Annotated in this window: 12 protein-coding genes; 2 read left to right on the forward strand and 10 right to left on the reverse strand. The window is 26.8% G+C overall.

The genetic code is table 11. The features are described from left to right. The first annotated feature begins 113 nt into the window (after positions 1-113). Positions 114-806, forward strand: coding sequence for a DNA/RNA nuclease SfsA (sfsA, locus tag BGI42_RS08895; RefSeq protein ID WP_069679974.1), 693 nt, complete (start codon positions 114-116; stop codon positions 804-806). Between the two features lie 129 nt (positions 807-935). Here the strand turns inward: sfsA and BGI42_RS08900 are convergent, their stop codons facing one another. Beyond that, positions 936-1,340, reverse strand: coding sequence for an arsenate reductase ArsC (locus BGI42_RS08900; RefSeq protein WP_069679975.1), 405 nt, complete (start codon positions 1,338-1,340; stop codon positions 936-938). A gap of 23 nt (positions 1,341-1,363) precedes the next feature. Next, positions 1,364-1,690 carry an ArsR/SmtB family transcription factor gene (locus tag BGI42_RS08905; protein ID WP_069679976.1) on the reverse strand — a complete coding sequence of 109 codons (327 nt, stop codon included), beginning with the start codon at positions 1,688-1,690 and terminating at the stop codon, positions 1,364-1,366. Positions 1,691-2,172: 482 nt separating this feature from the next. On the opposite strand from BGI42_RS08905, the gene BGI42_RS08915 reads away from it, so the two are divergent. After that, entirely contained in the window at positions 2,173-2,625 is a 453-nt protein-coding gene (locus BGI42_RS08915) for a GNAT family N-acetyltransferase (RefSeq protein ID WP_069679978.1), read from the forward strand. A gap of 32 nt (positions 2,626-2,657) precedes the next feature. Here BGI42_RS08915 and BGI42_RS08920 read toward each other — a convergent pair whose 3' ends face one another. From BGI42_RS08920 to BGI42_RS08955, 8 genes are all read right to left on the reverse strand, one after another. Then, on the reverse strand, positions 2,658-2,810 hold the full coding sequence (locus BGI42_RS08920) for a zinc-ribbon domain-containing protein (RefSeq protein WP_069679979.1): 153 nt from the start codon (positions 2,808-2,810) through the stop codon (positions 2,658-2,660). A gap of 258 nt (positions 2,811-3,068) precedes the next feature. After that, entirely contained in the window at positions 3,069-4,958 is a 1,890-nt protein-coding gene (locus BGI42_RS08925; protein ID WP_069679980.1) for a PTS fructose transporter subunit IIABC, read from the reverse strand. Between the two features lie 18 nt (positions 4,959-4,976). Continuing rightward, positions 4,977-5,879, reverse strand: coding sequence for a 1-phosphofructokinase (pfkB, locus tag BGI42_RS08930; protein WP_069679981.1), 903 nt, complete (start codon positions 5,877-5,879; stop codon positions 4,977-4,979). Continuing rightward, positions 5,876-6,628 carry a DeoR/GlpR family DNA-binding transcription regulator gene (locus BGI42_RS08935; RefSeq protein ID WP_069679982.1) on the reverse strand — a complete coding sequence of 251 codons (753 nt, stop codon included), beginning with the start codon at positions 6,626-6,628 and terminating at the stop codon, positions 5,876-5,878. Before BGI42_RS08935 ends, pfkB begins: the two co-directional genes overlap by 4 nt. Positions 6,629-7,137: 509 nt before the next feature. Then, positions 7,138-7,833 carry a PHP domain-containing protein gene (locus tag BGI42_RS08940; RefSeq protein ID WP_069679983.1) on the reverse strand — a complete coding sequence of 232 codons (696 nt, stop codon included), beginning with the start codon at positions 7,831-7,833 and terminating at the stop codon, positions 7,138-7,140. Positions 7,834-7,916: 83 nt separating this feature from the next. Further along, positions 7,917-9,275, reverse strand: a complete 1,359-nt coding sequence (locus BGI42_RS08945; protein ID WP_069679984.1) for an MATE family efflux transporter — start codon at positions 9,273-9,275, stop codon at positions 7,917-7,919. A gap of 247 nt (positions 9,276-9,522) precedes the next feature. Beyond that, positions 9,523-10,068, reverse strand: a complete 546-nt coding sequence (locus tag BGI42_RS08950; RefSeq protein WP_069679985.1) for a phosphoglycerate mutase family protein — start codon at positions 10,066-10,068, stop codon at positions 9,523-9,525. A gap of 413 nt (positions 10,069-10,481) precedes the next feature. Beyond that, complete coding sequence (locus BGI42_RS08955; RefSeq protein ID WP_069679986.1) at positions 10,482-12,191, reverse strand: [FeFe] hydrogenase, group A; 1,710 nt, start codon at positions 12,189-12,191, stop codon at positions 10,482-10,484. Between the last annotated feature and the right edge of the window lie 29 nt (positions 12,192-12,220).

The following is a 12,220-nucleotide window of genomic DNA, read 5'->3' on the forward strand; positions in this document are numbered from 1 at the left end:
AATATATTTATCTCAATAATAAAAATGAGTTATAATAAAATTATAGTACTAATATATATTTATTTAGTTAAACTATAGATATTATATTTAAATATTTAAGGAGTATATAATATATGATTTTTGATAAAAACACACGAATAGTTGAATTTATAAAGCGTCCTAACAGATTTCAGGGATATGTTGTTGTTGATGGGAAAGAAGAATTAGTACATGTACCAAACACCGGAAGATGTAAAGAAATATTAATTCCTGGTTGCAAAGCATTAATAAGAGAAGAAAATGGTGCACATCGAAAAACTAGATTTAGCTTAATTGGGGCTTACAAAGATGATACCTTAGTAAATATTGATTCACAAATACCAAATAAAGTTGTTGAAGAAGCTCTTATTAATAAGAAAATTAAAGGTTTAGAAAATTATACAAAAATCTATAGAGAAAAAACTTTTGGAAACAGTAGATTTGATTTTAAATTAGAAGATTCTTTAAATAATCAGTATTACTTAGAAGTAAAAGGAGTTACATTAGAGGAAAATGGATTTTGCAGATTTCCTGATGCTCCTACTGAAAGAGGTACAAAACATTTACTTGAGTTAATAGAAGTAAAAAATAATAATATTGGCGCTGGTGTTATTTTTTTAATACAGTTAGAGGGAGTAAAAAGTTTTTCTCCTAATGATGATACTGATCCTAAGTTTGCCAATGCCCTTAAAAAAGCTAAATCTAAAGGTGTAGATATTTTTGTATATGAATGTACAGTTAGTGAAACTCATATAGAATTATCAAAACCTGTTGAGCTAAAATTATAAAAGAGCAGCTTCTATCACTGCTCTTTTTAATTTAAATATAAGTTGCTTATTTATCTGAATTATTTTTTAATGTACCTTGAATATATATAGCTATTGAATCACTTCTATTTGTTAAAACTACTAAATTATCTATATATCATTACTAAGAACTCTCTTTTTTAAATCAAGCACTTTTTCTTGAATTAGTTTAGCTGTTTTTATAAATTCTTTATAAGATTTTCCTGTAGGATCTTCTAATCCCCAATCTTCTGTATGTTTAGCTGGAAGATATGGACACACTACATTACAACCCATCTTTATTACTATGTCTACTTTAGGTATATCATTTAATAATTTTGACTTTTGGGTTTTATTCATGTCTATATTATATAATTCTTTAATTATTTTTACCGCATCTTGATTTATTTTAGGGCTAACTTCTGTTCCTGCTGAATAGCTCTCAAATATATCGCCACAATAAAGTTTTCCTAAAGCCTCTGCCATTTGTGATCTACACGAATTATGTACACATATAAAAGCAACTTTTATTTTCATAATTTATTCCTACTCCTTTATAATTACTTACTATCTTTAGATTTCAATAAATCTTTGCAAATACAATTATCTGTTTCTGTAACTATATTCATTAAAAATAAAACAAGTTTATTACAATTAGTAATATTTAATTTATAATGATTCCAAATTCCTTCTTTTCTACACTCTACTAGTCCACATTCTATTAAAACTTTCATATGATGTGATAATGTTGGTTGTGTAAATTTAAAACTTTCTAATATATTGCAAGCACATTTTTCTCCACAAGAAAGAAGATCTAATATTTTTATTCTATTTGGATCACTTAATGCTTTAAATATTTTAGAATTTCTTTCATATACTGTATCCATAATATTAAAGAACCCCTCCTAATATAGATATCTGTCTATATATAGATTAATATAATTTATATATAACGTCAATAATTATCTCATTTGTATCTTTTTCCTTTTATTTTATGTTATGTTATAATTAAATTAATATGGAATTATAAGTATTAATTTAATTATAATGTATATAAATGCTAAGGAGATGTTAATGTTGATACTACTTTTAATAATAATCACTTTATTAAGTACCATATATAACTATAAAAAAACTACTAATAAATTAAATAAACAAAATAAATATTTTGATAAAAATAATTTTTTATTATTAGAAATAATTAATACAGCACTATATATGTTATTGATAATTTTTATTATTAAATTTAATCCAAGTAAAACACTTGTATTTTTAGCCTTTGTATTTTTTTTCATATGGTATTTAATATATATATCTATTAGAGATAAAACTTTAAATAATAAGTAATTACAAAAAAGGAGGATATCATTTGCTTAAAATAGCATATTTAGCAGATTATAAAGAAAATTCAAAAACAATAATAAATTGGCTTTGGAGTGAATTTGGTAACGAAACTAATCATGATTTTTATGAAATTATTATAAAACATAGTTTTAAAAAAAATACCCTTCCATTAACTTTTATAGCACTTCTAGACAATGAGTTAGTTGGTACTATTAGTTTGTGGAGAACAGATTTAATAAGTAGACAAGATTTATATCCATGGTTATCAGCATTATACGTTAAAGAAGAATATAGAAATCAAAATATAGGAAAAAAACTTCAGAATTTCGTATTAAATTATTGCAAAAATAATGGTTTTTCTAATTTATTTTTATATACAACTCTTGATAATTATTATGAAAAAACCGGTTGGAAATATTTTGAAGATGGCATCAGATATTCAGGTCAACATATTAAAATATATAAAAAAGAGTTATAAGAAAATCTTATAACTCTAAAAATCACAAACTATTATCTGTTATTTCTTTCTTTTTTAGCTCTTCTACAAGCTCCACATCTTACTGGATCATTTTCAAATCCTTTTTCTTTGTAGAATTCTTGTTCTCCTACTGTAAAAGTGAATTCTTGACCACAGTCTTTACATACGATTATTTTATCTTCCATTTTAAAATTCCTCCTTTTTATTTAAAGATTACTACTGACTCATATAATTCTCTAAAAGGAGAAATGTACTTATCTTGACGAAATCTTTATATATTACTTATATAGTATAACATCATTAATATTATATTGCAACATTTTTTATTGAAATTTATATAAAATTTTAACATAATTAAAAAATGTTATATTTTTCTAGATATACATAATAAAAAATCACCCCATTATGTAAAATCATCTACTATAATGGGGTGTATTGGATGTTTATTTATTAACTTTTATTGATTTTTTTAATATAGCAAGTATTATCATACCAACTACTGCTCCTGCTACTATTGCTGCAATATATCCAAGAGGATTACTTATAACTGGTATAACAAATACCCCACCGTGTGGTGCCCTTAAAGCACAGTTAAAGAACATTGATAATCCACCAGCTACTGCTGAACCAACTATACATGCCGGTATTACTCTTAATGGATCTGCTGCTGCAAATGGTATTGCACCTTCTGTAATGAAAGATAATCCCATTATATAGTTTGTGATACCTGATTGTCTTTCTCTTGCTGTAAATTTATTTTTAAAGAATGTTGTACATAGAGCTATTGCAAGTGGTGGAACCATACCACCAGCCATAACAGCTGCCATTATCTCAAAGTTTCCACTTGCAAGTGATGCTGTACCAAATACATAAGCTGCTTTATTTACAGGACCACCCATATCAACTGACATCATTCCACCTAATACTATTCCTAAAAGAACTTTACTTGTTCCACCCATTGAGTTAAGTCCATCTGTAATCATAGTATTTAAAGCTCCAACTGGAGGATTAACAGCAAATATTATAATTCCTCCAATTAATAATATTCCAAAAAATGGATATAACAACACTGGTTTTAACCCCTCTAAACTGTCAGGTAATTTATCAAATAATTTTTTTAATAAAACAACTAAATAACCAGCAATAAATCCAGCAAGTAATGCTCCTAAGAATCCTGATCCACCTTTATTAGCTAAAGCTCCTCCAACAAATCCTACTGCTAAAGCTGGTCTATCTCCAATACTCATTGCAATAAATCCTGCAAGTACTGGAAGCATAAAGTCAAATGCTGTTCCACCTACTGTTTTAAAGAATGCAGCAATCGGTGTATTCATACCAAAATTACTTGGATCAATACTGTAATCATCAAAAAGGAATGCTAATGCTATTAATATTCCTCCACCTATTACAAATGGTAACATATGTGATACTCCATTCATAAGATGTTTATATATTTGACGGCCAATACTTTCATTTTCTATATTTTCTTTTTCCGAAACATTACCACCACTATGATGATATATAGGAGCATTTCCACTTATAGCTTCATTTATTAATTCTTCTGCTTTGTGTATTCCATCAGCAACCTTAGTTTTTATAACTCTTTTGCCATCAAATCTGCTCATTTCAACATTTTTATCTGCTGCAACAATGATACATTCTGCTTCTTCAATTTCTTTTTGAGTTAAAACATTTTTAGCTCCTCCTGAACCATTTGTTTCAACCTTTATTGCAACGCCTAGATCTTTTCCTTTATTTTCAAGGCTTTCTGCTGCCATATATGTATGTGCTATTCCTGTTGGACATGCTGTAACAGCTAAAACTCTATATCCATCATTAGATGTTTTTTTAGGTTCTTCAGCTTCTTCTGGAAATTTTTCGCTTTCTTTTTCATCTATAAGTTTTAAAAATTTATCTTTATCTGTACAATTAACTAAACTATTTCTAAATTCTTCATCCATTAATATAGTAGATAGTCTAGCTAAAACTTCTAAATGTAAATTATCACTATTATCAGGAACTGCAATCATAAAAAATAATTTTGCTGGTTGACCATCTAATGAATCATAATCCACCCCATTTTTACATACAGCAGCTGCTAATGAAGCTCTTTTTACAGCACTAGTTTTTCCATGAGGTATAGCAATACCATCACCAATACCTGTTGTGCTTTGTGCTTCTCTTGCTATAATAGCCTTTTTATACTCCTCTTTATTATTTAAATTTCCTGTTTTGTCCATTAAATTTACTAACTCTTTAATACATTCTTCTTTTGAAGAAGGAGTAAAGTTTAATTCAATACCTTGTTTTTTTAATAAGTCAACTATTCTCATTAAATATTCCCCCCATTTTTACATTTTAGATAATAATTTTTCTACTTCTTGTTTTGTGGCCAATTTATCAGAAAATGCACTAGCACTACCCGTTGCAATTCCCATCTTAAATGCTTCATATATATCTTTATTTTTACTATATCCAGCTAAAAATCCTGCTACCATAGAATCTCCAGCACCTACCGAATTTTTTAGTATTCCTTTTGGTACCTCTCTCTTTACTGGTTCACCATTTTCAGGTAATAATATAGCACCATCACCGGCCATAGAAATAAGTACATTTTTAGCTCCCATTTCTTGAAGTTTTTTACCATAAGTTATTATATCCTCATCATTTTTTAATTCCACATTAAACATTTCTGCTAATTCATGATGATTAGGCTTTATTAAAAATGGTTTATACTTTAACACCTTTAATAATAGATCTTTAGTTGCATCAACTATAAATTCTACGTTTTTATCTAGTAAATTTTTCATTATATTTTCATAAATATCATCTGGCACACTATTAGGTATACTACCTGATAATATTAAGTAATCATCTTCTTTCAAATTAGAAAGTTTTCCATACAACTTCTTTAAATCATCATTTGTTATTTCAGGACCAGAACCGTTTATTTCTGTTTCTCCATCACTTTTTAATTTTACATTTATTCTTGATATTCCATTTTTTAATTTTATAAAATCACAATCAACACCATGAGCTTTAACTTGTGTTTCTATTTCATTTCCTGTAAATCCAGCAATATATCCTAATGCTGTATTTTCTACGCCTAAATTATTTAAAACTATAGAAACATTTATTCCTTTTCCTCCGGCATAAACCTGTTCATTATCACTTCTATTTAATGAATCTACTTTAAAATTATCAACTTTTACTATATAATCCAATGAAGGATTAAGTGTTATTGTGTTAATCATTCTTTCTTCACCTCTATTATATTAGTATCATATACTCTCTCTGTATTTTTTATTCTATTTGTAATTACTTCTGCATCTTTTATTGCTGCAAATGTTATAAAGCTAACTTCATTTAATTTAGATTCATCACATAGAACAAATGCTTTATTGCATCTTTTTATAGCTTCTGATTTTACCATAGCCTCATTTATATCTGGAGTTGTATACCCATTTTCATTTGTCACACCATTTGTTCCAAAGAAACCTTTTGTAAAATTATACTTTTTTAAATGTTCAATACTTATGGGACCAACAATTGCTTCTGTAACTGTTTTTAATTCCCCACCTAATATTAATGTTCTTATGTTTTTTTCTAATAATTTCTTAGCATGAACTATAGCATTTGTAACAACTATAATATCTTTTGCTTCTATAAATTGTATTAACGCTTCAGTTGTTGTTCCAGCATCTAAATAAATTAGTTCTCCATCTTCTATTAAACTTGCTGCATATTTTGCTATTTCAATTTTTTTATCTGTATTTAGTGATTTTCTTACATTTACCTTATAATCATGCTTTGCTGTCTCCGTTGTTATTAGAGTAGCTCCTCCATGAATTTTTTTAAGTAATCCCTCATTATGAAGATTATTTAAATCTCTTCTAACTGTAGATTCAGAAGCATCTAATAATTTAACCAGTTCCACAACTGAAATTATTCCCTTAGCTTTTAATTCTTGAAGGATTATATTGTATCTCTCTTCTGTAAACATTCTCACCACTCCACATCTCTATAATAAACTATTCTTTTGTAAAAATCAATCATTTTCAGTCAAAATAATTTAAATTCATTCAAAAAACATTATTTTTGTACCAAAAAGAGGTTCTTTTTCTTTTATTTTCAATATTAATGACTGTTTATGATCATTTTTAATATATATATAACTAATTTAAACCATATTTACTAAGATTTTTTTCATTCACTCATATTATATTCACTCATAATATAATATCATTTTTAGAAATTTTTTCAAATTTATTATATTATCTATAATAATTATTTAATAAGACAATATAATTATTTTTATATCTTTTTTCAATATTTATTTAAATTTAATTTAAAATCAAATTATTTATTTCATGTAATTTTAAAATCCTATATTTTTAATAATAAAAGGGATATATCCAGTTAATATTGATATATCCCTTTTTAAAATTATATATTTATTTTTATCTATAATTTTATTTTAATAATAAATTTTTCTTATCTCTATTCTAATAATTAAATATATCTGTTCAATTTCCCATTTATTAGAAAGTTATATATTTCATTTTCATCTAAGTATACATCCCCTATAAGGCCATGAGCTCTGTAAAATTCTTTATAATTATGAAAATCTGATCCTGCTGTATAAAGTAGATGTTTTCTTTTAGCTACTTCTAAAAAATATTCCGTATCTTTTTCTGTATTACTAAAATACTTAGCTTCTAATCCGTCAAAATCTAATTCTATGATTTTTTTAAAATCAGTTCTATTTATAAGTACTGGATGTGCAAGCACAACAGTTGCTCCAAAAAACTTTAATAGTTTTATACCTGAATCTACCGATAATTTATCTGATTTATCAAATCCTATATATTTTCCTAAGATTTTTTTTATATTCCCTATTTTATGATTCTTAACATCTTTTAAAATTTTAATAAGAAGCTCATCTTTATAACTATCATCCTTAAAATATCCTAATATATGAACTCTTCTTCCATTTTCATATTTAGTTGAAAGTTCTACTCCAGGAATCACTTTAACTCCAATATTTTCTCCCTCTAATACAGCTTCATCTATACCACCTGTATTATTATGATCTGTTAATGCAATTATATCAACGCCTCTTTTTTTAGCAAAATTAACAACTTGTTTAGGGGTACAACCACCATCTGAAGATGTTGAATGAATATGAAAATCTCCCTTTTTATACATGTTTAACTCCTTTAAAATGTTATACCACATTTTTATTGTATGAAATTTATAACTCAATAGTTATTATATATATAATCTTAAAATTAAGTCACTATACACTTAGCTCTCCATTTTCCTCTTCTCCACCTAATATAAAATATTAAACCTCTTAAACACTCATCACACATCATAGCAAGCCAAATGCCTACAAGTCCCATTTTAAATACTATTCCAAAAACATATGAAAGACCTGTAGCTACAATCCACATTGATAAAACACCAATAAATATTGGATATTTAATATCTCCTGCTGCTTGCATACCTCTTATTATGACAAGATTAAAAGCTCTTCCAAATTCTAAAAATATATCTATAAACAATACCTTCTTTCCTAAATTTAAAATTTCAGGATTTGAAGTAAATACTCTTAATAAATTATCACTAAATAAAAATAATAGTATTGATACTATAACTGAAACAAAAGCTGCTGGCTTTAATGTTTGCAAAACTTTTTTATAAGCTTCCTCTTCATCATTTCCTCCTATAAGATATCCAATTCTTATTTGATTACCTTGAGATACTGCTGATCCATATATAAATGAAAACCAAGCTAATATACCAACGTAAGCCTTGGTTGCAATGGAGCTTGTCCCCATTATATTTATAAATGTTAATATTACCATCTGAGAAAGATTATATGATACAGATTCTCCACCTGATGGCAATCCTATATTCATTAATTTTTTAAAAATTTCTTTTGGAAATGGATTTAAATATTTAAAAGATACTTGTTGTTTTATATTATGTTTAAATATGTATATTATAAACATAACACCTACAAATCTACTTACTACACTTGATATAGCAACTCCTTCTACTCCTAGTTTTGGTATACCAAAAGCTCCACTTATAAATAAAAAGTTTCCTAATATATTAATTACATTAAATACTGCTGAAACATACATTCCTTGCTTCATAAGTCCATTACTTCGTAATATAGCAGAATAAGTCATAAATATAGCTTGAAGAAATATTCCACCACCTATTATACTTATATACATTTTAGCATTACGTAATAATTCATCCGGCATTTGTAACCATTTAAAAAATATCCCATTAAAGCACAATAGTATAATACTAATTAAAATACTAAATGCCAAATTAGAAAATATAGCTACAGAATATATTTCGGAAACCTTTTCATAATTTTCAGCACCTAAATATTGAGATACTAAAATAGTTGTAGCCATTGTAATAATACTAAAAGTAATAAGTAAGAAATTCATAATTTGATTTACATTTCCTACTGCTGCAACAGCATTTTCTGATACCCTACTTAACATAAGTTGATCTACATTACTTACAAGCATTTGTAAAATAAGTTCTATAAAAATTGGCCATGTTAATTTAAACAAAGAATTTATGCTCTTATTTTTTTGTTCTAATACATTTATACCACTCATTTTTCTCTCCTTTATACATTTTTTCGCAAAACAAAACATGCTGAAGATTTAAATAAATCATCACCATGTTTTATATTACAATTCTTAATATCATTAATCAATAAAAATATATAATAATTTAAGTAATATTATAAAAGCATATTTAAATCTATATTAATATTTTTTTAAGCATCTGCCTTTTCCAGCGTATGTGATAAAAATCTGGCAGACACTATATTTTCTTTTTTACATATATAATCAATATCATTTATCTTTTATATAAATATAAATTCCCATTTTTAGGTGTATGTATCATTTTTCCTTTAAATCCTCTTTTCTTTAATTGTTTTTGAAGAGTGTACATAAAAAATCCATGTGTAACTATTAAAATATTTTCTGACTTTTCTTCCTTCGCTGCTTTCTCTAAAAAATCTAAGAAATCTTTAGCATTTAACTCAGTATTTCTCTTTAGCTCCTCTTGTGATGAATGATTAAAATACCATGCAAACCTTGCACTTATAGCCCAAAACCAAAATGGCAACTTAAAATTAGTATTAAATATAGGGCTTATTGGAACTTCCCTTATTAAATCACTTTGAATCACTTCGTCAGTATATATATCCTTAGCAGTGGTTATTGCTCTACTTAATGTGCTACAATAACATTTATCCCAATGAATATTTTGAAGTTCTACATCATTTCTTATAACTTCACTAGTATCATACGCCATTTCCCAATCTTTAAATTGTTTTGATGTCATAAGAAATCTTCTTTTATAATCAACTTTAAAGTGCCTTACAAGTCCAATTCTCATATCATCCCTCCATTCCTAATAACCATCAATTTACTTAGCCATCATTTTTTAATTTATGTAATCCATTTAAAATTATAAACACTATTTAATTAACATATCCATCTTTAAAAATATGTTTATTTATATATAGATACGTTTTTTATTTAAAGATAAATATACTGTTCTTATATCATTTATTAATATTTCCCCAAAGTGTTAAATTTTATAGTTTATTATACATCAAAATCTTTAATAATTTAAATTTTTATATAATTATTTCTTTATTCTTCAAATCCTCTAATGACTTTAAAACAAAATATTATAACAATTATTCTCGAATTTAAGAATTATATAATTTTCCGTACAATAAAAAAGTGTTTCAAAACATATTTGAAACACAAAGTTAAAATATAAAATTTTATAATAAACTACTACTATTCTTCATCCTGTTCATGTTTATAATGAACGTGTAATAGTTCTTTTAAACGTCCCTTTAGTAATCCATTATACAAAGATATTATTACTGGATTCTCTTGACTTCTTTTTATTTGCGTAACCTTATCGACTTTATAAAGACCGTTAGCTCTTTTGTACTTACCTTCTTTTAAACTAAATGGTTGTCCCGCTCCACCTATACATCCTCCTGGGCAGGCCATAACTTCCACAAAATCAAAATGTTCTTTTCTACTTTGAATTTTATTTATTAACTTTTCAGCATTAGCAAGACCACTTACTACTCCTATACGTAATTTTTTTTCTCTAAATGAAACTTCACAAACTTTTAATCCTTCTATTCCACGAACACCTATAAATTCAATTTCTTTTAATGCTTTTGAACTCTTATCTTCTATAACTCCACGAATTACAGCTTCAGTTACTCCACCTGTAATTCCAAATATGACCCCAGCTCCTGAATATAAAGAAAATGGCATATCTGAAGATTCTGGTTCAATCTTATCAAATTGAAAACCCGCTTCCTTAATCATTCTGCATAATTCTGTTGTCGTAATTACATAATCAATATCTTTGATTCCATCTCTTATAAACTCTTCTCTAGCTGCTTCTGCTTTTTTAGCAGTACATGGCATAATGGCTACTGATATTGTTTCCTTTTCTTCTAAAATATCTTTTTCTTTAAAATATTCTTTTATCAGTGATCCAAACATTTGCATAGGGGATTTACATGTTGATACATATTTCATAAGTTTTGGATGCTTGTTTTCTACATATTTAACCCAAGCTGGGCAACAAGAAGTAAATAAAGGAAATTTATCACTACCCGATTCCAACTTTTCTAACAATTCATTAGATTCTTCTATTATCGTCATATCTGCTGTTAAAGAAGTATCATATATCTCATCAAAACCTAATTTTCTCATTGCAGCTACTATTTTATCCATAACATTTTCACCAGGCTTTATTCCAAATTCTTCACCTAATGCAACTCTTACAGCTGGTGCAACTTGAGCCACTACCCTTTTTTTAGGATTATATAATTCTTTCCATACAGATTTTATGTCACTTTTTACAACGATGGCACCTGTTGGACATACACTTGCACACTGTCCACAATTTACACAATCTGTTTCTCCCAAACATTTATCAAATGCAGTAGTTACAACCATTTTTGCTCCACGATATGCAAAATCAATTGCTCCAACATTTTGTATTTCATTACACATTCTAACACAATCACCACATAATATACATTTACTTGGATCACGTATTATTGATTTAGAAGAAGTATCTAATTCTATTTTCTCATTTTTATTTTTAAATCTAATATTTTTCACACCAAAACGTAAAGCTAACTCTTGAAGTTTGCATTTCCCACTTTTTTCACACACAGTACAATCTCTACAATGTGATGCTAATAAAAGTTCTAGTATCATTTTACGATGTTTATGAAGCTTAGGTGTATTTGTTTTTATTGACATTTTATCTTTAGGCGGTGTAGAACAAGAAGCTATAATTCCTCCCCACTCATCTTCAACTACACACATTCTACAAGCTCCATAAATGGACAAATCAGAATAATAACAAAATGTAGGTAAATCAATTCCAACTTTTCTAACCAAATCCAGAATATTTTTTTCATTATCAAATTCTACCTTGTTACCATCAATTATCATATATTTTGACATAACATTATACCTTCCTTCCATTAATTCAT

It is taken from the genome of Clostridium taeniosporum, assembly GCF_001735765.2.
Lineage (GTDB): Bacteria > Bacillota > Clostridia > Clostridiales > Clostridiaceae > Clostridium > Clostridium taeniosporum.

Excerpts from the sequence above, each read along its gene's own strand:
- sfsA (WP_069679974.1), top strand. The coding sequence starts at position 114 with ATGATTTTTGATAAAAACACACGAATAGTTGAATTTATAAAGCGTCCT.
- BGI42_RS08900 (WP_069679975.1), bottom strand. The coding sequence starts at position 1,340 with ATGAAAATAAAAGTTGCTTTTATATGTGTACATAATTCGTGTAGATCA.
- BGI42_RS08905 (WP_069679976.1), bottom strand. The coding sequence starts at position 1,690 with ATGGATACAGTATATGAAAGAAATTCTAAAATATTTAAAGCATTAAGT.
- BGI42_RS08920 (WP_069679979.1), bottom strand. The coding sequence starts at position 2,810 with ATGGAAGATAAAATAATCGTATGTAAAGACTGTGGTCAAGAATTCACT.
- BGI42_RS08925 (WP_069679980.1), bottom strand. The coding sequence starts at position 4,958 with ATGAGAATAGTTGACTTATTAAAAAAACAAGGTATTGAATTAAACTTT.
- pfkB (WP_069679981.1), bottom strand. The coding sequence starts at position 5,879 with ATGATTAACACAATAACACTTAATCCTTCATTGGATTATATAGTAAAA.
- BGI42_RS08935 (WP_069679982.1), bottom strand. The coding sequence starts at position 6,628 with ATGTTTACAGAAGAGAGATACAATATAATCCTTCAAGAATTAAAAGCT.
- BGI42_RS08940 (WP_069679983.1), bottom strand. The coding sequence starts at position 7,833 with ATGTATAAAAAGGGAGATTTTCATATTCATTCAACATCTTCAGATGGT.
- BGI42_RS08945 (WP_069679984.1), bottom strand. The coding sequence starts at position 9,275 with ATGAGTGGTATAAATGTATTAGAACAAAAAAATAAGAGCATAAATTCT.
- BGI42_RS08950 (WP_069679985.1), bottom strand. The coding sequence starts at position 10,068 with ATGAGAATTGGACTTGTAAGGCACTTTAAAGTTGATTATAAAAGAAGA.
- BGI42_RS08955 (WP_069679986.1), bottom strand. The coding sequence starts at position 12,191 with ATGTCAAAATATATGATAATTGATGGTAACAAGGTAGAATTTGATAAT.